The organism is Pedobacter sp. HDW13, assembly GCF_011303555.1.
In the GTDB taxonomy this organism is placed as follows: domain Bacteria; phylum Bacteroidota; class Bacteroidia; order Sphingobacteriales; family Sphingobacteriaceae; genus Pedobacter.
Genome location: NZ_CP049868.1, coordinates 1,591,053 through 1,614,424 on the forward strand (window position 1 = coordinate 1,591,053; position 23,372 = coordinate 1,614,424).

Sequence of the window (23,372 nt, forward strand, 5' to 3'; positions counted from 1 at the left end):
TTCTGTTCAATTTAAATTAGAATCCAACTTTTAGCGAAAGTGTATACTGTTTTGGAATTGGCAAGGCTACACCACCTGAGGCAAAAAACTCAGGATCTTGTCCTTTTAGCTTTTTATCCGAATAGATTAACCAAAAGTTATTGGCAACAGCACTGATTGATGCGTTGTTTGCGCCAATAGTTTTCAGGATTTTTGCAGGTAGTGCATATGAAAGAGATATTTGTTTTAACCTGATAAAACCACCATCAGCAACTCTAGCTGTAGAATAGTTGTAGGTATTGTAAGGATATGTTCCACTTATTTTAGCTGCAGCTTCTATATCCAGAATTGAAGGGATATTGGTTTTCAGCTCATCGCCAGGTAAAGTCCACCTGTCTTTAAATTCGTTCGGCAATGCATCCAAGTCTGAATAAGAAGTGGCAAATATCGGGTTCAGCCTGATTTTATTTCCGGCCGAAAAGGTAAATAACGAACCCAATGTAAAGCCTTTGTAACTTACACTATTGTAAAAACCACCTGTTAATTTCGGATCTGTGGGACCTTCATATTTCAGGTATTTGGTTTCTAAACTCTGCATATAAACATTGGTACTTTTCTCACCTTTTTCATTGATAAATTCAGGGATACCAGTATCGTGGTTCAAGCCAGTAAAATCAACTGAATATAGACCCCGGTATGGATAGCCTTGCTGAGGACCACCATCGGCCGCTACCAGGCTAAATATATTTTGTGGGCTTGAGAGTTTAGTTACTTTGTTTCTGTTGTAACCAAAGTTTAAATTACTCTTCCAGTTCCAGTCCTCCGTTTTAATAATTGGTCCGCTTAAGGTTACCTCAATACCTTTCGAATTCATATCAGCATAGTTAGCCGTGGTTAAATACTGCCCACCAATACCCGAAGTTCTTAGTGGACTGATTAAATCGAAACCATTTCTATTGTATACATCAACTGTTAAATTTAACTTATCTTTAAAAAAGCCAAGGTCTACACCAATATTGGTTTCGTATTGTTTTTCCCAGGTTAAATCTCTGTTTTCAATATACTCGATATTCATCACCGATTCGGTTTCGCTGGTATATGGTCTTAATGCACTTCCATTTCTTAAAACCAGCGCCGAGTTTGTAGCGCTACCTAAACTGGCCGTTAAGCCATAAGTAGCCCGTATGGTAGCCCGGTTTAAGATTTTAGTAAGCTTATCGTTATCAAAAAACTTTTCTTTATCAATGTTCCAGGCACCAGAAACGTTCCAGGTTGGCAACCACCTTGCTGTAGCTGAGCTACCCAACTGGTTCGAACCATCGTATCTGCCGGTAGCGTTAAACGAATATTTACCATCGTAAGAGTAAGCAGCCCTTGTCATAAATGCAGCAAAACGGTCGTAACGGTGGTTCATTGAATAATAATTCAGGTTATTAAGTACCGACTGTTTAACAATGTTTGGATCTACAAAAGGTACACCTCCCTTATCGTACTGGTAACCATAACCAATCATGCTTCTGGTCTGGCGGTCGGCCATGCGCATTTCCTGGAAAGCATAAACATTAATGAAATGTTTATCGTTAATGTTCTTATCATATTCTAGTGAGTTCCTAACCATGTACGATTTAAGGAAATCGTCGGTAGTATTATAAAAACCACCGTACGGAAGTACTACAACCGGTTGTAATTCGGGGTGAGCCGGATCGCGGAATAAAAAACGGTTATTATCCTGAATATAAGAATCGCCATTGGCCCTGTAGGCATTGGCCATATTAGCGTTTTCTCTTACTTTATGTTCATTGCCACTTTTCACATAACGCATCGAAGCCAGAAAGTCGTACTTAAAGTTTTTGGTAAATTTATAACCTAAACCTCCCTGAAGTTTAAAATCGAGCATACTCAAATCCAATGAGTTGTTATCCAGCTCATCTAAAATATTGAAATTGGCAAAATTTCTGGTAAAACTTTCGCGGTTTCCGTTTTGATCGAATGCGGTTAAGGTTCTGCTGGTATTTAAAGCATAACTAAATGGATTGATATCGAAGTCCCTCGAATATTTTCCTTCAACCGGGTTACTCACCCTGCCGACAGTTCCGGGTGCTTTTTGGTTACGGATAGACCCTGTAGTAATAAAGTTAAGGGTAAGCTTGTTAGAAAGGTTAAATACAGCGTTTACGTTACCTGTATAACGCTCTACGCTATTACCTACCGCCCAACCGTTATCGTTTAAGTAACTTGTAGAAATATATAACTGCGATTTATCTGTTCCTGATGAAATACTGATACCATGTTCCTGCAACAGCGAGTTTTTAAAAAGTACATCAAACCAATCCGTATTTGCCGTAGCATAACGTGATAAAAATGTATTTCTGGCCTCTGGAGTATTAGCCAATCCAAATGCACCCGATGTTGCATCGTAAGTATTAATCAACTGATACATTTTTGTATACACCCCACCATCGGTAGCCCTTGATGCACTAGAGTGGTTTAACCAACCTTTACGTGCCAACTCCGAATACACCGACATCTGATCGGACGAATTCATGATATTATAATTATCGTAAGTAGGCTTTAAATAAGTAGAAAAGTTACCTGTATAAGAAATTAAAGTTTTACCTACACGCCCCTTTTTAGTAGTAATTACCACCACACCATTCATCGCCCTTGCACCATACTGCGCCGTTGCTGCAGCATCTTTTAAAATATTGAAGCTCTCAATGTCATCGGCATTGATACCGGCAACTGACGATCCGATTAAAGTGCTTACATCACCTGATGATAATTGCTCGTTAGAAATGTTAACCACATCTTCAAGAATTACACCATCAACTACCCAAAGCGGTTTATTTTCGCCTGTAATTGAAGTTGCTCCACGTACGCGGATTTTAGGTGCTGCACCAAAAGTACCCGAAACATTTTGTACCGATACACCTGCTACCCTACCTTCGAGCATCCGGCTTACATCGGTAATACCATCCTGTTTAACATCTGCTCCCTTTAAGGCAGTTGCCGCACCGGTAAATAGTTTTTTATTCAGGTTTTGGTAACCAGTAGAAACAATGTTTACCTCGCCCAGTTCTTTCGAATCTTCTTCAAGGCTCACGTTGATTACTGTTTTACCAGCTACCGATACCTCTACGGTTTTATAACCAACAGATGCAAAAGATAATATAGCATTATCCTTAACGGTAATCTGGTATTCGCCACGCGCGTTAGTTGAAACTGCATTGGTTGCACCTTTTTCGCGTACGCTTACACCTGGCATGGTCGTACCATCCTTTTTATCGCGTACAATACCTTTTATGGTTACCTCTTTTTTCGCATTACTTTTAGGTACCTCAACAACCTTTAAAATTACCTGGTTGCCAACAAGCCTGTAAGAGATATTTTTTTGTTTAAGCTGATCAAGTGATTCTGTTATCGAAGATAACTTAGATGGCACATCGAGCACCATAGTTTTATTGATCTCAGCAGCATCATAAACAAAACTTACTTTATAAGCCTGCTCAATTTTTTTCAGGTAGTTATCCAACCTTTCGGGTTTCCCGCTGGCTTGCCTTGCATCTGCCCTGGCCAAAACTGCCCAAAAGATTGCACATACCAGCAAGGCCAGCTGGCGCAAACTCATTCCAGCATTTCTTTGGTAGAATTTTTTCTCCATAGTTGATTTTAGTTAATTAATTGATTTGTGTGTACGGTGTCTTTAAAGTGATTGTGTCTTTATTTATAGTAATCTTTAATCCATAGGTTTCTTTTAACACAGCTAAAACTTCTGACAAACTGTTGTCTTTAAATGTTGCATTGAACTTTTTAACAAGTGGCTGGTTGGTTTCTAAAAGAATATTCTTTTGATAGTAACGGCTGAGTTGTTTACATACCTCTTCTAAAGGTGTATCTACAAATACAAGTTCGTTGCTTAGCCATGCATCTGCATTTTGCGAAAGCCGGGTGGTAAACTGCCTGTTCGAAATGCTGTAAGATAAAGCCTGCCCGGCCACTAAAATGGATGATGTACCATTGGTGTAAGGCGAAAACAATACCCTGCCGGTTTTCACATCCAGATCGATTTTATTTTGCGAATAATTAATGTTGAATGATGTACCCAGCACTTTAACTTTCGATTGGCCCATTAATACACTGAAAGGACGCTTTGGATCTTTAGCTATTTTAAAAAAAGCCTTGCCCTGGATTAAATAAATCTCACGGGATGATGAGGCAAAGGATTTAGGATATTTAACAGAGGTATTTTCTGCCAGAATAACTTTCGAACCATCAACCAGCAGAATTGAATCTTTTTGGCTTGCTCCAGTTTGTAGGGTAAGGTAAACCTGCTTATTGTTCAGGCTATAAAACCAATACCCGGCTCCGAGCAAAACTAGTGTAGCAGCGATATTGCGAAACCAGATAAAGCCTGTAAAAGGTTTATAAGTATGCTTTTTTAATTCGCGTTTAAAATTGGCTTCCGCCTGCCTGGTATCGATCCTGTTTAAGGAAGTAGATCTTGCAGATAAATCCCATACCCTCGATATTTCACGAAAATATGCTTCATTTTCAGCAGATGCTGACCGGTAAGTATCTATTGCAGCACGGGTAGTTTCATCCTGCGGATTGTTTAAATACCGGACAATTAAATCCAGGTATTCTGATTGGTTAAGCATTTTTAGTTCGTTGGAGTTATAATATAAAGACAAACCAAACCATAAAAACCCCTAAATAAATCTCAAAAAAATAAATATATTTTAAAAAATCCATCTGCAATAGGCTAAAAACAACTTTTTAAATCAAAAAATTAATATAAATAAAGTGCCATTACGGTTAAATAACTTTTCGCTTTTCTATTTAAAGCAGGGTCGTCTATAAATTTGCTCCTTAAAGTTTTAAGTGCATTACCGATATGGTTTTCGACCGTTTTTTCCGATATACTAAGTTCCAATGCTATTTCCCTGTATTTAAAATTATCAAATCTGCTCAGTTTAAATACTTTTTTGCATTGGGCAGGTAGTTTCTCTATTTCATCGCGTAAAATAATGATCATTTCATTTTCTTCATCCAGATCGGTGAAGTACCCATCAGAAAACTCGGCAGCTAATTTTAAATGATGTTGCTCCAGGTTTTTTTGGCGGTTGGCAAAATTAATAGACGCATTTATAATCGAACGGTATAAATATGATTTTACACATTTAACTTCAGTAAGGCTATCAGGAAATTCCCAGATTTTAAGAAAAATATCCTGCACAATTTCCTCAGCTGTATGAATATCGCTAATGTACTTATCACTAGCCAGAATAAGTTTCTGAAAATAAGAAGTGTAGAAACGTGTAAAGGCAGCGCTATGTCCCCTTTCTATTAACGAGATCAAATCCCTTCCTGTTTCTATTTTTGCAGCATCCATTAATACATAATTGCTTCCAACACTTAATACCGAACCAATTATACACAATATTGTGCAATTATTAATACAAGAAATGAATTTTAAACTAACGGATTAGGTTAATATTGGTAGTATGGCGATATCATCAGGTACACTACCACACCTGTTATAGCCACGTATAACCATAAAGGGAATGTAATTTTGGCAATTTTCTTATGGCGGTCAAAACGCGCTGCCAATGCCCTTACATAGGTAACCAGAACCAAAGGAATAATAGCAATTGAAAGCAGAATATGCGTTAAAAGAATAAAGAAATAAACATATTTTACTGTTCCATCTCCTCCAAATTTGGTCGATGGGGTAGTCATGTGATAAGCAATATACATTACCAAAAACAATAAAGAACAGCCAATAGCTATCTTCATCAGGTTTTGATGCAACGTAACCTTTCCGTTCTTAATTGCCCAAACAGCTACAACCAGCAAGAGCGCCGTTATACCGTTAATAGTTGCATATATAGGAGGTAAAAAAGGTAGTGCAGGAGCATCAATACCTAAATCTTTCAATTTTACAACAAATAAAAAGGCTACAGCTACAGGAATGAAAATGGATAGGATAATGATCCATTTGTTATATTTTTTCTCAATTGGGCTATTTTCCATGAGTTTTAATTCTCTTTTATATTTTATAATTATTCGATAACCAGATTATAGCATGTGCACTTTGTACTCCGGACTATTTACCTGCCGTCTTTAATATTCCTCAAATACTCGGCTATCAATACTTTGATTTCATCTTCGAGTCTGGCATTGGCCTCTGGATTATCGGCTTCGTAAATACCGCGAATACGATGCAGGTTATCAATGAGTAAAATTTTGTTACTAAAAATGAATGTAGGTTTGGCCCTGGTATCATCTTCAATTACATCGAGTAACAGCCCCTTTTTAATCAGCTGATAAGTTTGAGCTGTATCTCCGGCTACAAAATCCCATTTACCCTCTATTGCTTTAAAACCAGCAGCAAAATCCTTTATCTTACCTTGATCGGCCGGATCTACTGATAAGCTTAGAAATTTAACCAAAGGCTTTTGCTCATAACCATCAGATAGTTGTTTGATGTATTTGCTAACCCGTTGATTGGTGGCTCCTGTGTGGAATAAGTTAAGCACCACAAGCTTATTCTCGAACGATTTCCAGCTAATGGTATCGTTATGCTGGTTAACGAGTTTAAAATTGGGGACTTGATGGTAAATCGTATCCGGAATTTTCTTTCCCTTTACACTGTGGAAGGTGGCAGCCACAACCTTTTCACCATAGATTGGTAAACTCTTATACCTGTTTTTGGCAAAGTGTGGCAATAAGTAAAAAAATAAAAATCCCGGTATAGCTAAAATGCTTACCAGGATTAATACCTTTTTTATAGGACTTCTTTTCATTAATGACTCATCATGTGCAGGTTTAAAAACCCACCTTCTATTAGCATTAAAACAATAAAGTAAATAATGAAAATGAATGAAACAGTAAGTGCAAGTTGCAGGCCTAATTTTTCGAACTTTAAGTGCATAAAATAGGCTACAATATAAAATGCTTTCACTAACGTTAATGCAATGTAGATGTAGTTACCTATATGTTGTGGGATATGACCACCAGGAATTGCCCAAAGTGCAATGATAAATTCAATAGCTGTAATTAGCGATAAAATACCAGCTACTTTCCAGATTTTTGCTTTATTCATGCCTGCATGTTCTCCATGCTCGTGGCCTTCTGTTGTATGTGCGTGTTCTGACATAAAAATATTTTTATAATATGATAAATTAAACCAAATAGAAGAATGTAAATACGAACACCCAAACTAAATCTACGAAGTGCCAGTATAAACCAACTTTCTCAACCATTAAATAGTGACCTCTTCTTTCGAAAGTACCATTAATAGTCATGATCAGAATAATTACATTGATCATTACTCCACTAAATACGTGGAAACCGTGAAAACCTGTAATAGTGAAGAATAAGTTAGCAAATTGCTGTGCAGCAACTAAAGAAACCGGGCCGTCAAATAAGTGTTTCAATTCTTCAGAAGATGGAATTTTGCCCCACCAGAAACCTTCATGGTGTAAGTGAGACCATTCTAAGGCCTGGCAACCCAGGAACATGAAACCACCAATGATAGTAGCTACCATCCACCAGATTACTTCTTTCTTTGCCCTACGGTGGCCAGCCTCAACAGCCATAACCATCGTTACCGAACTAAGAATTAATATAAAAGTCATGATACCCACAAATACTAGTGGTGCACCTGTATCTTTTATACCTGGTATAGATTGAAAAACCAAATCAGGATCTGGCCATGTTAATTTAGAAAAACGCTGAGCGCCGTAGTAGATCAATAATGATGAAAAGGTAAAAGCATCTGATAATAGGAAAAACCACATCATGATTTTACCATATTCTACCGACCACGGAGAACGACCACCATTCCATGGTCCGGTTTTAACTTGATCTAATTGTGATACTGCATTCATTTGGAAATAGTATAATAGTTTGTTAACAAATTTAACGGTTCAAAAGTAAAAAAACATATAGATATATCCATAGGATATCTATAAAATGCCAAAAAATAGAAGCAATTTCCATTCTGTACTGGCTTTTAGCAGCAGGAATATTTTTATAACTGCCAATTAATGCATTAATAATAAAGCCTATACCTGCAATAATGTGCAAAAGGTGCATGCCCGATACTACGTAGATAAAAGAAATTGCGGCGTTGTTACCCACCAGGGTAGCACCAGTTCTTACCATACTGCCCCAGGCATTAAATTGCATTACACCAAAAGTAATGGCCAATATTACAGTAACCCAAAGCAGGTTACGTTGTAAACTGAAATTAAGTTTCTTTAGGGCCCTGGCTGCTAAAAATAAAGTAATACTGCTGGCTAAAATTACCATGCTCGAGTAAATAAATGCATCGGGCAATATTAAGCCATGCCCTTTACCTTTAGATGCGGCAAATACCAGATAGTAACTGGTAAAGCCCCCAAACATAATGGTAGATGATACTACGAATAACCAAACAATAAACTTTCTGGGTTTTGGATCAAATGTATCCTGGATCTTTTCCATTGTGATAACCATCAGTTATTTTGCTATAAAATTTAATAATAAACCCAGCTGTACAGCGGGTATGTAAAAAAACGAGCAGAACATCACGCGCTTGGCGTCAATCATTTCTCTGCTCATTAAAAGTTTAAAAGCTAACCAGCTGAAAATAAATCCGGCAATTAGCGATAAGCCTGCAATATAATAACCACCAAAGCCATAAAAGGTTGGCAGTAAACTTACAGGTATTAAAATCAAAGTACTCAAAAATGTAAGTAGCGCTGTTGCTTTATCACGTTTTTTAGTAGGCAATAATCTGAATCCTGCTTTTTTATAATCATCATCCAGTACCCATGCAATTGCCCAAAAATGTGGGAACTGCCATACAAACTGGATCAGAAACAAAATACCGGCAATGTAATAATCTATTTCATGGAACATTTCGGCTTTTAAGCTACCAAATGCGGCCAGGTAACCAATAAGTGGCGGCAATGCGCCCGGAATAGCACCAACAAAAACTGCTATTGGCGATTTCCGTTTTAATGGTGTGTAAGCAAAAGCATATAATAAAATAGAGAATACCGATAATAAACCAGTTTCTAAATTCAATTTACCCAGCAACCAGGTACCAACAAAAGACATAAACACACCCAAAATCAATCCTTGCCCTGTAGTCATCCTACCTGCAGGCATCGGTCTGTCTTTAGTGCGCGACATCAGCTTATCCAGATCCTTTTCAATAATCTCGTTAAAAGTATTGGCGGCTGCAGTTACCAAAAAACCACCTGCAATTAAAATCAACCAATTTCCCCAATCTATACTAGGAATATGCCCCCTACCTACCTGCATCTTCTGCCCAATCAGAAAAGAGATCGATGCAGAAAACACTACCGTAAACGATAGCCTGAATTTGATGAGTTTAGAAAAATCTGAAATATATTGTTTCAATTCCCTTAAATATTATTGTTTATATGTACTGGTGCGGTAAACCAACAAGTACAGGTAAAACTGTAAACTAAATAGTAGCGTAGAAAACAAAATATGTAATGCCTGTGCTACCGGCGGAAAAGCAATGTATGCCAAAGCTAAACCACTTAATAATTGAATCAAGAGCGTAATTAAAATAAATCTGGCTGTTAACAGTGGGGCTGCTTTACCACTAAAACGGTCGATAACCATTTTATAAACAACACCGTTTGTTACCACCACCAGTATAGCCAGATCACGGTGATAAGAAAACACACTTCCAACCTTCGAAATCCATGTATCTTTAGCACCATAAGCAAGCGACTTTGCAATTACATCAATCGCTTCCCTTACATCAGTACCAATAACTATCTGTACAAGGCTAATGATTAACGTAAAGAACAAAAATCCTTTTAGCCATAATATGCGGTACATAATTACCGAAGGTGCTTTATTGAGCTGCTTGGCGTAATTATAAGTATAAATGGAAATGGCAAGAATAACAAGTGCCAATAACATGTGTACCGTTACTACCCATTGTGCCAGATTAGTTGAAACTACAATAGATCCCAACCAACCCTGATAGCCTACCACAAAAATATTAAGGATGCTTAATACAATAATGCGCTTTGCTGTTTTTCTATAAGTAAAAGAACAAATGGCTGTTAACAGCAAAAAGATACCTGCAGCTACACCCGCCAAACGGTTCAAATATTCGGTCCAGGTTTTTGTTGGATTAAACTCCTCAGGTACGGTAATGCTCTGATCGTGCCTGATGCTATCAGCCAGCGCCACCTTCCCCATACTTTCGAGGTATTTGGCAAATTTCTCGTTTTTCTTAAGTCTGCCAGCAACATATTTTTCTTTGTAGTTGGCTGGAAGCTGCGATACATCAGTAGGTGGAATATAACGATCGAAACATTTTGGCCAATCCGGACAGCCCATGCCAGATCCTGTACTGCGTACAATACCACCGGCAAGTATAACCAATAACGTAACTACGATGGTTATAAGATTAATTTTAATGAAACGTTGTTCTGATCCGCTGACCATATATCTATTAATATGAAAAGGGTATCCGGATAAGCAGAAACTTAATCAGATACCCCTTCTAAATTTTATTTAAAGCTTAAACTAGCCCTTATTTTCTTCAACAGGATTAGCTAATTCCCAATCTTGCTGAATTTTTTCTGCTTCAGCATTTCCTTCAAAATCGTGAGGTAAGTTAGAGCTCATGGTTTGAGAGAAAGGAACCGTTTGCGGAATAAAGTCTGCATCATGTCCAGGTTTACTATAATCGTAAGGCCATCTGTAAACAGTTGGAATTTCTCCCGGCCAGTTACCATGTAAGTGCTCTACTGGTGCAGTCCACTCTAATGTATTGGCTTCCCAAGGATTTTGAGGAGCAACTTTACCTTTAAAGATCGAGTAGAAGAAGTTAAATAAGAACGCAACTTGTGCTAATGCAGCCATAATAGCAGCCCAGGTAACAAATACGTTTACCGTTAACCATTTTTTCATAAACTCGAACTCAGTAAATGCATAGTAACGACGTGGTACCCCATCTAAACCTAAGAAGTGAAGTGGGAAGAATACCAGGTAAGCAGCAATGAAAGTTAACCAGAAGTGTAAGTATCCTAATTTAGCATTCATCATTTTACCGAACATTTTAGGGAACCAGTGATAAACACCTGCAAGCATACCAAAAATTGCTGCTGATCCCATTACCAGGTGGAAGTGGGCAACTACAAAGTAAGTATCGTGTAAGTTAATATCTAAAGATGCATTACCTAAGAAGATACCGGTTAAACCACCAGAGATAAAGAATGATACTAAACCAATAGCAAATAACATGGCTGGAGTAAAACGGATATTACCACGCCATAAAGTAGCCAGGTAGTTAAATGTTTTTACTGCCGATGGTACCGCAATGATTAAGGTAGTGATCATAAATACACCTCCTAATAACGGGTTCATACCGGTAACAAACATATGGTGACCCCATACGATGAACGATAATACGGTAATACCAATTAGTGAATAAACCATTGCATGGTAACCGAAGATTGGTTTACGTGAGTTCACTGAGATTACTTCAGATGAAATACCTAAAGCCGGCATAATTACGATATATACCTCAGGGTGACCTAAGAACCAGAATAAGTGTTGCCATAAAATTGGCGAACCACCTTCGTTTGGTAAAATATCGGTACCCATTACGATATCAGATAAGTAGAAACTTGTTCCGAAACTACGGTCGAATATCATTAACACCACACCTGCAACTAACACAGGGAATGATAAGATACCCAGAATAGCAGTTAAGAAGAATGCCCAGATAGGTAATGGCATTTTCCAAAGATCCATACCTTTAGTACGCATATTTAAGATTGTACTTACATAGTTAATACCACCCATTAATGATGATGCTACGAAAAGTACCATACTGATTAACCACAAGGTCATACCAAGACCCGAACCTGGCATAGCCTTAGCTACAACAGATAATGGCGGATAAACAGTCCATCCACCAGATGCTGGTCCGGTTTGAATAAAGAATGATGACATCATAATCACACAGGCCATAAAGAAGAACCAGTATGAAAGCATGTTTAAGAATGGCGAAGCCATATCTCGTGCACCAATCTGTAAAGGAATTAATAAGTTACTAAATGTACCACTCAATCCGGCTGTTAGTACAAAGAATACCATGATGGTACCGTGAATGGTAACCAATGCCAGATAAAAATCGGGTTTAATACGACCGCCTTCAGCCCATTTACCTAAAAATGTTTCTAAGAAAGGGAAATTCTGATCTGGCCATGCCAATTGAATACGGAATAAAATGGATAAGCCCATTGCTATTACCGCCATAATAATACCGGTAATTAAAAATTGCTTGGCAATCATTTTATGATCCATACTAAAGATATACTTTGAAATCAAAGTCTCTTTATGATGCCCATGATCAGCGTGATCGTGATTGTGTTCGTCGTGTAATGCTATTGTTGACATAATTCGTTCGCTCCTGCTTAATATTATTTATTTAAAGCCATTTGGTTAGTTTTAGCAGCTGCTGAATCTGTAGCTGCTGAATCTGCTACTGCTTTTACAGGTGCAGGTGCCACTGGCAAATTAAATTGTTTTCTTAAATCATCGTTTAAGTATGTTTTCTGTTCAGCTATCCAGGTTTTGTAGTCAGCCTCAGAAACTACACGTACCACTTTTTGCATGTTGTAGTGACCAGCACCGCAAATTTTAGCACAGAAGAAAAGGTACTTAAAGTTAGGATCGTTTGTTTCTTGCTGCATCTCTGCAGTCGTTTTAGTAGGTGTAAACTCAAAGTAAGTTTTCATACCTGGTACAGTATTTAACTGAACCCTGAAATGTGGCATGTAAAAACTGTGAATTACATCTTTACTCGTTAAGATTAACTTAACTGGTTTACCTACCGGAATAACCATTTCATCAGCCATTTCATCATCACGAGAGTTTAGATCTTTAAAATCGATACCCAATGGGTTGGTAGCTGTAGTTAATTTGTAGTTTTTAGTACCTACAACACCATCAGCTCCAGGGTAACGGATAGACCATTTAAACTGCTCAGATGTCACTTCTATTTGTAATGGCTTGTTATTTGGATCTTCAACTTTGAAGAAAATTGATCTCCAGGTTAAGAAACCCATTAACACCAATACTGTTAATACCAATGCCGGAACGATAGTCCAGATTTTCTCGATAGTATTGTTGTGTGGATAATAGTAAGCTTTTCTTTTTGCAGAATATTTGTAGATATAAGAAAATCCGAATAATAAGATGTGTGTTAACACAAACACAATTGTGGTGATGATCAATGTTAAATTGAACATCTCATCTATTTTCTTTCCATGTTCTGATGCTGCATCTGGAAGTAACATTGCACCGTGCACTGTATATTCCCAATATACACCATATAAACCTAACACTAAAAACAAGGCAAATAAACTTGCATGTACCCTGTTCCAGTTAATGCCTACAGGCTTACCTTGTGCTTCGCGGCTTAATTCATATACCCTTATCGATTTACCGATAATTGCAATGAATAAACATACGGCAAGGAAAATCAGTATATAAAATATTACCGATTTATAAACCTCGCCCATATCAACCTTCGGTGCCGCGGCAGCACCTGCTGCTGCATCTTGCGCAAATACGCTAGTGTTTGCAAAAACAGTAAGTAATACTGCTAAAGCTGCGGTCGTTTTATTCGTTATAAACTTTCTTAAACTCATTTTCTTAAAAGTAGTACGCTGTACTGCTAATTATAATAATAACTAAATATTTGCTCTATCTTATCATCATTACAGTTGATGATGCAAACTTTCTTGTAATAATGGGTGATTTTTTGCAATCAAAGGTTTTTTACTCAATGCCGATAAAACGGTAAAGGTAAACAATCCTACGAAACCTACTGCAGTTCCGATCTCAACAATTCCGAAACCGTTGTGGCCATCTTCTACTGCACCTGGCATAATCATTTGGTAGTAATCTACCCAGTGACCTAACAATACCACGATAGAAACGAATAATAATTTGGCATCGGTTCTTTTGTTATCTCTATCCATTAACAATAACACTGGCGCTAAGAAGTTCATTGCAAGGTTTAAGAAAAACCAGAACTTGTAATATTCAAAGCGTTTGAAGAAATACACGGTTTCCTCAGGCATGTTTGCATAGTAGATCAATAAGAACTGAGCAAACCAAACGTAAGTCCAGAAAATAGAGAAACCAAAAATAAACTGACCTAAGTTGTGTAAGTGGCTATTGTTAACCCATTGCATGTAACCAGCTCTTCTTAATAAGATCAGGATAATGGCAATAGTTGCTAAACTGCTTACCCACATTGCTGCGAAGTTATACCAACCGAACATGGTTGAGAACCAGTGTGCCTCTAACGACATCACGGTATCGAAAGCAAAAATTGGTGTTGTAAATCCGTAAATTACTAAGAAGATACAAGCATTTTTGAAGCTTTTTCTGTAAGAATTTAAACCACCCGCTAAATCTTCGTTGTAAGAAAGTTTAACAAAAAGCATCGAAAAAATACTGTAAACACCCAAGAAAACTACCTGACGACCTAAAAAGAAAGGCACATTCAGGAACACCGATTTACCTGCAATGATCGAATCATAATGTGGGCTGTTTGGATCAGTTAATCCTTCAGCGTTCCAGTGGTGGTATAAGTTATGTGTAAATAAACCTGCAGTAATAACTACAACAAGTATTACAGCTGCTATAGGCAAAGTTTTTGCCATAGCCTGTGGCACACGTAAAATAGATGCAGACCAACCAGCCTGCGCTACATATTGAACAGCAAGGAAAAATGTACCCGACATACAAACGCATGCAAAGTAATATGCCATAAGCAACAGGTTGGCAAAAGTACGCTCGTGCATTACTTTATCGCCAGCTAAGAAACCGAAGGCTACAGCTGCAATACCAATAACGATACCAACTATACTTAGGGTTTTTACTTTTCCTGTAAACTCAAACTGTTCACTAAAATTAATATTGTGAGTTCCCATTTATATTCTGCTTTACTTATTGTTGTTTTTGTAATTCCTGAACATACATCACTACTTTCCAACGATCAGTCGGAGAAATTTGTGAAGCATGCGAGCCCATATTATTTACACCGTAGGTAATGGTGTGGTAGATTTTACCAGCGGTAAGCGCTTTCATATCTCCACCTCTTGATGAACTTCCAGAGAAGTACGAAGGTACACCACTAAATTTCTCAATTTTAACCAGGTGTCCTTGTCCGTCTCCTTTTGTTCCGTGGCACGGGCTACAGAAAACGTCGAACAAATGCTGGCCCTGAGCTAAATTTAAAGTATCAACAGGTAAAGGGTTAACCATGCTCACACCTGCTGCCTGATATCCTTCAAGGGTATTAGGAAACTCATCATACTCGGTAAAACCTACCGGTTTAGTATGTGCTGGTGGCAATTGTGCCGTTTTACCATCTTTAAAATTCTTGTTTGGCTGATCCGGATTGTAAGCAATCGGATCATACATGTTTCTGGCATATTCTAAGCCAGTACTGCGTTTATCTTTACAAGCAGAAAAGGTAGCTGCAAAAGCGATAGCTAAAAACGCCGTGTAAACAAATTTATTCTTATTCATAGCTAATGTACTTCCTTTCATTATACTTTACTTCTAAAGCACCTGCATCTTTTAATAATCCATCAATTACAGTATGTGCCGTGTTATCTTTTGCATCAACTGCAATTACAAAACGATCATCAGTAGCACGTAAATCCATCACTCTTGGTGCTCTTCCTGGAAATAAGTGTGTAGAAGCATAGTAAGTTAACACCATACCGAAAGCACAGAATAATACTGTAAGCTCGAACATTATCGGAATAAAATCCGGCAATGCAAATGATGGTTTACCACCTATGTTTACTCTCCAATCGATAACTGCGCAGAAATAAATCAAAGCGAATGCACAGCAAGTACCGGTAATACCAAAGCAAAATGCCGCGATATCGATTCTAGATCTTTTAATTCCTAATTTGGCTTCTATTCCGTGTATAGGCATTGGGGTATATACATCATGGATACTGATGTTATTTTCCTGAAGCTTTTCGATGCCATGCATCATTTCGTCAGGATCGCCAAAGCTGCCTAAAATATATTTGATATCACTCATTGTTATATTTTTGCGTAATCTTCTTGTTTAACACTATCAAATTTTTCTAAAGACTCTACGTACTCAGCAACGTATTCTTTATTCTCATGCCCTTCTTTAATCTGTTTCATTTTAGCTTGCTCACTTGCAGATTTTAATAATAATTTAACCTCTGCGATAGCGATTGATGGCAATACCCTTAAGAACAATAAGAATAAGGTAAAGAATAGTCCGATCGAACCAACGAATACACTGATATCAACCCAGGTTGGATAGAACATAGCCCAGCTCGATGGAATATAATCGCGGTGTAATGAAGTAACGATAATTACGAAACGCTCAAACCACATACCTACGTTTACTACGATTGATAAAATCCAGGTAGCTTTAATGCTTAAACGGATCTTTTTGAACCATAACAATTGTGGAGAGATTACGTTACAAGTCATCATCATCCAGTAAGACCACCAGTATGGACCAGTAGATCTGTTGATGAAGGCATACTGCTCGTACTCTGAACCTGAATACCAGGCAATGAAGAACTCAGTTAAATAAGCAACACCTACAATTGATCCGGTTAGGATGATGATTTTATTCATCGACTCGATGTGGAACATGGTGATATAATTCTCTAAGCCCAATACTTTACGTGCAACTAATAATAAGGTTAACACCATCGCGAAGCCCGAGAAAATCGCACCCGCTACGAAGTATGGAGGGAAGATGGTAGTGTGCCATCCTGGAATTACCGAAGTTGCAAAGTCCATTGATACAATGGTGTGTACCGAAAGTACAAGTGGTGTAGAAATACCTGCTAAGATTAACGACACAGCTTCGAAACGTTGCCATGTTTTAACACTTCCACTCCATCCAAAAGAGAAGATAGAATAGATTTTTCTACGTGTGCCCACTGCACGGTCGCGAATGGTAGCAATATCTGGTAATAAACCTGTATACCAAAATAATAATGATACAGAGAAATAAGTTGAGATTGCAAACATATCCCATACCAATGGTGAGTTAAAGTTCACCCAAAGTGAACCAAACTGGTTTGGTAAAGGTAAAACCCAATAAGCTAACCATGGACGTCCCATGTGCGATACTACGTAAGTTGCGGCACAGATTACGGCGAAGATCGTCATCGCCTCTGCCGAACGGTTAATTGAGTTACGCCAGTTCTGACGGAAAAGTAATAGTACAGCCGAGATTAGTGTTCCGGCGTGACCAATACCTACCCACCATACGAAACCGGTGATATCCCAAGCCCAACCTACTGTTTTATTTAAACCCCATGCTCCGATACCGTTCCAGAAGGTGTAACTTACAGCTACTACCCAAAGTAAAGCACCTAATGAGGCAACGATGAAACCAATCCACCAAGCTTTGTTTGGCTTATTTTCTACTGGCATCAAAATATCGTCCGTAATTTTTGCATACGTGATATTATCGCCGGTAATTAATGGTTCTCTAAGTATTGATTCGTTATGTCCTGACATAATTTGTATTTTCTTTATACTAAAGCTTACGCTTGTACTGTTGTATCTGTATTTCTAATTTTTGTCATGTAGCCGATACCTGGTTTCACATTGATTTCTTCTAATACGTAGTAGATACGCTCAGAACGTAATGCTTTTGAAACCTCTGAATTTGGATCGTTTGCATCACCAAATACGATTGCATTTGCTGAACAAGCTTCCTGACAAGCCATTTTAATATCGCCATCTTTTAATGGACGTTTCTCCAGTTTAGCTTGTAATTTGCCACCTTGTATACGTTGGATACACATAGAGCATTTTTCCATAACCCCTCTTGAACGTGTAGTTACATCAGGATTTAAAACCAATTGGGTAAACTCGTTATTTAAATAGTTATCGAAACGAGAATCGTTCCAGTAGTTGAACCAGTTGAAACGACGTACTTTGTATGGACAGTTGTTTGCACAGTAACGTGTACCTACGCAACGATTATAAGCCATGTGGTTTAAACCATCACTTGAGTGTACTGTTGCCAATACCGGACATACAGTTTCGCAAGGTGCGTGGTCACAGTGTTGGCACAACATTGGTTGGTGAACAACTGAAACGTGATCTAAGTCTTCTAATTTTGCAATTTCTTTCTCTCTCGTTACATCACCATCTTTGGTTTCATAGCTATAGTAACGGTCGATACGGATCCAGTGCATTTCACGACGACGGCGAACCTCATCACGACCTACAACAGGAATGTTGTTTTCTACGTTACAGGCAACAACACAAGAACCACAACCAGTACAAGCATTCAAATCGATTGCCATAACCCAGTTGTTACCTGGTTTTTCATATTGATCCCAAAGATCGTAGTCTTTGTGCTCACCTTTTTCGTTACCAGCACCAGCATTTTTTAAGTACTCCTTAAAAGTAGCTTCTTTAATTACTGCACGGCCCTCGAAAGAGTGGTGAGTTTGTGTTTGAGCCAGTTCGTAGTAAGCGCCTGTTGGGGTAATGGTTACCGAAGTAGCATATTGCATTGTTCCGTTAACAAAAGAAACAAAAGGGAAAGCATTTTTACCTACATCGTTACCAGCTTTACCAGTTTTGGTACGGCCGTAACCTAATGCGATAGATGCAGTTCCTTGTGCTTGTCCTGGTTGGATCAATACTGGAAGATCTACTGAATATCCGTTGCTACCTTTTACAGTTACAACATCAAATTCTTTAACCTTTAATTTTTCTGCGAATTTTGGAGCAATGGCAACAAAGTTATCCCAGGTTACTTTAGAAACCGGATCAGGTAACTCTTGTAAGAATGCGTTGTTTGCATTTTTACCATCACGCATTGGGATGTTTTCGTAAACCTGTAACTCTACTTCTTTTGCCAAAGCTTTGCTGCTGTTGGTAATTGAAGTTGCTACTGCTGCTAATGATAAAGTGAAGCTATAAGCTGCTGCAGTTTTTGCTTGCGTTGTAACTACACCTTTTTCTAACACCTCTTCCCATTTCAAACCTGCAGCTGGTAATACTTTAGCTTCCCAATTGCTGCGTACAAACTGATAGTAATCTTTAACAGGAGCATCAGCCCAGGTTAATAAACTCTCTTCTGCCTGACGGCTATTGAAAACCGGGTTGATGGTTGGCTGAACGATAGAATAGTATCCTTCGTAAGCATTGGCATCACCCCATGATTCTAAGTAGTTGTGGTTAATGGCAATTGCATCGCAAAGCGTAGCTGTTTCATCAGCACGGTCTGAGAATGAAATTTTTGCCGGAACTTTAGCTAAAGCATCAGTAAATGCTTTTGCATTTGCTGCATCGTAAGCCGGGTTGCTGTTTAAGAATAAAACTGCACCAACTTCGCCACGTCCCATTTCAGCAACTAAGCCATTAAATTCGGCATCGTTACCTGCATATAAGAAACAAGGGTTATCTAAATCGATAGTAGTACCATAACTTCCGATAGCGGCGTTAATGGCATTTACTAAAATTTGTGTAGAAACATCGTTCGAACCGCAAACTACTAAACCTTTACCTTTATTCTGTAATAATTCTTTAGCAACTAATTTAATTACTTTATCAGCAGTTGCATTGTTACCTAACGTTCCACCTGGTAAAGCACTTCCTGTAATTGCATTGTATAAAGCAATTAAAGCAGGTCCTTCTTCCGATAATTTAACCGGAACACGGGTATCGGCATTGGTACCGGTTAAGCTCATTCCACCTTCGAACTGAATGTGGCGGCTCATTTTCTTATTTTCTAACGATTTATAGTTACGGTTAGCAGTGTATTGTGAAGTAAACTCTTCACCACTGATCCACGTACCTAAGAAATCGGCACTGAAACTTACAATTAAATCGGCTTTATCGAAGTTATACTTTGGTAAAACGGCTTTACCAAAACTGTTTTGGTTAGCCTGAATAATACCTGTATAAGAAACAGCATCGTATTGAACCAGTTTAGCAGCAGGATATTTGGCAACAAAAGCTGCAATAACTGCATTAGTAGACAGGCTGTTTACTGTTGATGCAACGATACGGATTTTTTTACCTGAAGACTGTGCTTTTGCCAACTCGCCTTTTACAAAGCTGTCGATTTTTGCCCAAGTAGTTTCTTCAGTCTGACCACCTTTTACTAAAGCTGGTGCTTTTAGTTTAGATACATCGTATAAATCTAAAACCGAAGCTTGCGCTCTTGCATCCGTACCGCAATTGTATAAACCTGCATTTGGATTCGGTTCAATTTTAATTGGACGCCCCTCTCTTGTTTTAACTAAAATACTCTGGCCGTTGAAGCTGGAAGTATAAAAGTTAGGAATACCAGGTGTAACCTCTTCTGGTTTTACCAGATAAGGGATTGATTTTTTTAACGGTGTACTTTGGCAGGCAGCTAATGTAACCGCACCTAAACCAAAGCCTAACGCCTTTAAAAAGTCGCGGCGTGGGGTAACGGTACTTAACCCTGCTTCATTTAAAACATCTTCTATTGGAAGTGGCTCGGCGAATTCGTTTTTGTTATTTTTAACAAAATCGGGTGTATTGTTATACTCCTCTAAGCCTTTCCAGTATTTTTTGTTGCTTTCCATTTAAGCTATATTACTGTTTATTCGAATGTTCTTACTAAACTCTAATCTATTAATAGTGGCACTTACCACACTCTAAACCACCCAATAAAGCTGGTGTAATTTTCTCGCCTTTTTTAATTTTCTCGTGCGCTTCGATAACCTTAGCGTAGAAAGCATTGTTTTTCTGACCAGAAATATCTGTTTCTTTATGGCAGTTAATACACCATTTCATGGTTAACGGAGAATATTGATAAATTTCTTCCATTGTATTAACCGGACCGTGACAAGCGAAACAAACAGGCTCAGTTGGCTGTAATCCTTTTGCTTTACGAATTGCATCTTCTGCAACTACCACGTGTTGAGAGTGGTTGAAGTAAGCAAAATCAGGTAGATTGTGTACACGTACCCACTCCATTGGCTTCGATTTACTCTCATCGTATTTCTGTGTTTCAGGATCGTATCCTAAAGCACTGTAGATTTTCTTGATCTCAGGAGAAATCTCACCATCATATTTATCTCTTGCCTGTACCGCTTTGTGGCAGTTCATACAAACGTTTAATGATGGAATAGATGCATTTTTAGATTTAAATGCTCCGGAGTGGCAATACTGACAATCGATCTGATTGATACCTGCGTGCAACTCGTGAGAGAATTTAATTGGCTGAACTGGTTGATATCCAGTGTGAACACCGGTTTCCCACATACCCATCCAACCGAAAGAACCTAAGCAGATAATTAAACACAAGATAAAGAACATCACAAATTTCTTGTTTTTGAACATCTTGCGCACACCTACTTTTAATGGCACATCTTCTTCAATTTCGATACCTTGTTTTTGTAAAATCAAACGCTCAAGTAATTTACTTGCACGACCTAAAATTACAAGGATAACAATAGCTACAATTACAATGGCAACAATACCCGCAATTGATAAACCTGAAGTAGATTCGTCTTTTGCAGCAACTGCTCCACCTGCTGGAGTAGCAGCTTTAGGCTCGCCTTCTTTAATGTAAGCTAAGATATCTTTTACTTTTGCTTCATCTAACTCAGGGAAAGTAGTCATTGGTACTTTACCATTATCGTTAAATAGTTTAACAGCTGCCGGATCACCTGCAGCAATCATTGCCGCGTTGTTCGGAATCCATTTTAACAGGAACGCTTCAGGGTGACGATCACTTACTCCCGTTAATGCCGGACCAACAACTTTGTGATCTAACGCGTGACACGAAGAACATTTTGCTTTGAAAAGCGTTCTTCCTTCTTTAGCATCCTGCGCATTTACGGTAGAAACCGCTATTACGGAAATTGCTGAAAACACGAATAACGACTTCCAAACGCTTTTTAAAATCATCGAGATATCTCTCATAATGAACACTTTATACTTATTTAATTTACTTTTTGTTGTGAAATTGATGCTTGAACCCAGATAGCCCCATCAAAACTTGAACAAAAGTATAACTTATTAATAAATCCCATGACATAATAGTGACTGGAAATACAATTTATAATCATTCTAAACAAATGTCGATTTGAGCCATTCAGGCAATAAAAATGCCCATTTTCGATGCATTATCTTAAATGGGCATACCAAAAACCAATTTGGTTTATTTATTTCTTGCAATTATTGTTTTAATATCCACGCAAACATTAACGGTGCTACAATTGTTGCATCGCTTTCTACAATAAATTTAGGTGTGTGGATATCCAGTTTACCCCAGGTAATCTTTTCGTTCGGCACTGCACCCGAATATGATCCGTAAGAAGTGGTCGAATCTGAAATCTGACAGAAGTAGCTCCAGAACGGAATATTTTCCATTTCCATATCCTGGTATAACATCGGCACTACACAAATCGGGAAATCGCCCGCTATACCGCCACCAATCTGGAAGAAACCAATTCCTTTGCCGTCACTGTTGGCAATATACCAATCAGCCAGCCAACCCATATATTCAATACCACTTTTCATGGTAGTTGCCTTCAATTCATTTTTCATTACATACGAGGCGAAAATGTTACCCATGGTAGAATCTTCCCATCCTGGTACCACAATTGGTAAATTCTTTTCAGCAGCTGCAAGCATCCATGAGTTTTTAGGGTCAATTTCATAGTATTGTTCCAAATCGCCGCTTAACAGCATTTTGTACATAAACTCATGAGGAAAATATCTTTCACCTGCTGTATCTGCATCTTTCCAGATTTTGTGGATGTGCTTTTGCAAACGACGGAAAGCTTCTTCTTCCGGAATACAGGTATCGGTAACGCGGTTGTAATGGTTTTCTAATAAGTCCCACTCATCCTGCGGACTTAAATCGCGGTAATTTGGTACACGTTTATAGTGTGAATGTGCAACCAGGTTCATAATATCTTCTTCAAGGTTGGCACCAGTACAAGAAATAATGGCCACTTTATCCTGGCGGATCATTTCTGCAAGTGAAATACCCAATTCTGCAGTACTCATTGCACCGGCAAGTGTGATCATCATTTTACCACCCTCATCTAAATGCGTTTCGTATCCTTTAGCCGCATCCATCATTGCCGCAGCATTAAAATGGAGATAATTGCGCTCCATAAACTGAGATATTGGTCCTCTAGTATTGCTCATTTCGTTTTGTATTGTTTGCCGCAAAAATAGGTATTTAGGCCGAAAGGTTAAAACGTAAATGTGTTTAGCGTTTTGCGCGTAGCGTTTGGCGTCGATTAATCCACATAAATAGCCAATCATCACTTTGTGATCGTCATCCTGAGCGAAGTCGA

19 protein-coding genes are annotated in these 23,372 nt (G+C 38.3%); all 19 read right to left on the reverse strand.

Translation table 11 applies throughout. The features are described from left to right. Positions 1–16 precede the first annotated feature (16 nt). A complete protein-coding gene (locus G7074_RS06540) occupies positions 17–3,640 on the reverse strand; it encodes a SusC/RagA family TonB-linked outer membrane protein (RefSeq protein WP_124560521.1) in 3,624 nt (1,207 codons plus the stop codon). Positions 3,641–3,656: 16 nt separating this feature from the next. Next, entirely contained in the window at positions 3,657–4,637 is a 981-nt protein-coding gene (locus G7074_RS06545; RefSeq protein WP_166207523.1) for a FecR family protein, read from the reverse strand. A gap of 131 nt (positions 4,638–4,768) precedes the next feature. Continuing rightward, entirely contained in the window at positions 4,769–5,419 is a 651-nt protein-coding gene (locus G7074_RS06550; protein WP_233603899.1) for an RNA polymerase sigma-70 factor, read from the reverse strand. A 50-nt stretch (positions 5,420–5,469) separates the two neighbouring features. Next, positions 5,470–6,012, reverse strand: coding sequence for a DUF420 domain-containing protein (locus G7074_RS06555; protein ID WP_166207525.1), 543 nt, complete (start codon positions 6,010–6,012; stop codon positions 5,470–5,472). A gap of 77 nt (positions 6,013–6,089) precedes the next feature. Continuing rightward, entirely contained in the window at positions 6,090–6,785 is a 696-nt protein-coding gene (locus G7074_RS06560) for an SCO family protein (RefSeq protein ID WP_166207528.1), read from the reverse strand. Next, positions 6,785–7,138: a cytochrome C oxidase subunit IV family protein gene (locus G7074_RS06565; RefSeq protein WP_124560525.1), complete on the reverse strand. Its 354-nt coding sequence runs from the start codon at positions 7,136–7,138 to the stop codon at positions 6,785–6,787. The genes G7074_RS06560 and G7074_RS06565 overlap by 1 nt, the downstream gene beginning before the upstream one ends. A 25-nt stretch (positions 7,139–7,163) precedes the next feature. Beyond that, positions 7,164–7,871 (reverse strand): cytochrome c oxidase subunit 3, encoded by a 708-nt coding sequence (locus G7074_RS06570; protein ID WP_124560526.1) that lies wholly within the window; start codon positions 7,869–7,871, stop codon positions 7,164–7,166. 31 nt (positions 7,872–7,902) lie between these two features. Beyond that, positions 7,903–8,469 (reverse strand): cytochrome c oxidase subunit 3, encoded by a 567-nt coding sequence (locus G7074_RS06575; protein WP_124560527.1) that lies wholly within the window; start codon positions 8,467–8,469, stop codon positions 7,903–7,905. Between the two features lie 15 nt (positions 8,470–8,484). Next, complete coding sequence (gene cyoE, locus G7074_RS06580; protein WP_124560528.1) at positions 8,485–9,393, reverse strand: heme o synthase; 909 nt, start codon at positions 9,391–9,393, stop codon at positions 8,485–8,487. Between the two features lie 12 nt (positions 9,394–9,405). After that, positions 9,406–10,464 carry a heme A synthase gene (locus G7074_RS06585; protein WP_124560529.1) on the reverse strand — a complete coding sequence of 353 codons (1,059 nt, stop codon included), beginning with the start codon at positions 10,462–10,464 and terminating at the stop codon, positions 9,406–9,408. 81 nt (positions 10,465–10,545) lie between these two features. Beyond that, entirely contained in the window at positions 10,546–12,333 is a 1,788-nt protein-coding gene (locus G7074_RS06590) for a cbb3-type cytochrome c oxidase subunit I (protein ID WP_124560530.1), read from the reverse strand. Between the two features lie 116 nt (positions 12,334–12,449). After that, positions 12,450–13,682 (reverse strand): cytochrome c oxidase subunit II, encoded by a 1,233-nt coding sequence (locus tag G7074_RS06595; protein ID WP_124560531.1) that lies wholly within the window; start codon positions 13,680–13,682, stop codon positions 12,450–12,452. Positions 13,683–13,751: 69 nt separating this feature from the next. Beyond that, on the reverse strand, positions 13,752–14,975 hold the full coding sequence (locus tag G7074_RS06600; protein WP_124560532.1) for a quinol:cytochrome C oxidoreductase: 1,224 nt from the start codon (positions 14,973–14,975) through the stop codon (positions 13,752–13,754). A gap of 16 nt (positions 14,976–14,991) precedes the next feature. Then, positions 14,992–15,597, reverse strand: a complete 606-nt coding sequence (locus G7074_RS06605) for a cytochrome c (protein ID WP_124560533.1) — start codon at positions 15,595–15,597, stop codon at positions 14,992–14,994. Then, a complete protein-coding gene (locus G7074_RS06610) occupies positions 15,569–16,105 on the reverse strand; it encodes a DUF3341 domain-containing protein (protein ID WP_124560534.1) in 537 nt (178 codons plus the stop codon). Before G7074_RS06610 ends, G7074_RS06605 begins: the two co-directional genes overlap by 29 nt. A gap of 2 nt (positions 16,106–16,107) precedes the next feature. Next, positions 16,108–17,580 carry an NrfD/PsrC family molybdoenzyme membrane anchor subunit gene (nrfD, locus tag G7074_RS06615; protein WP_124560535.1) on the reverse strand — a complete coding sequence of 491 codons (1,473 nt, stop codon included), beginning with the start codon at positions 17,578–17,580 and terminating at the stop codon, positions 16,108–16,110. Positions 17,581–17,606: 26 nt separating this feature from the next. After that, on the reverse strand, positions 17,607–20,639 hold the full coding sequence (locus G7074_RS06620) for a TAT-variant-translocated molybdopterin oxidoreductase (RefSeq protein ID WP_166207531.1): 3,033 nt from the start codon (positions 20,637–20,639) through the stop codon (positions 17,607–17,609). 49 nt (positions 20,640–20,688) lie between these two features. Then, entirely contained in the window at positions 20,689–21,984 is a 1,296-nt protein-coding gene (locus G7074_RS06625; protein ID WP_124560537.1) for a c-type cytochrome, read from the reverse strand. Positions 21,985–22,239: 255 nt separating this feature from the next. Then, on the reverse strand, positions 22,240–23,220 hold the full coding sequence (locus G7074_RS06630; RefSeq protein ID WP_124560538.1) for a deoxyhypusine synthase family protein: 981 nt from the start codon (positions 23,218–23,220) through the stop codon (positions 22,240–22,242). Positions 23,221–23,372 lie beyond the last annotated feature (152 nt).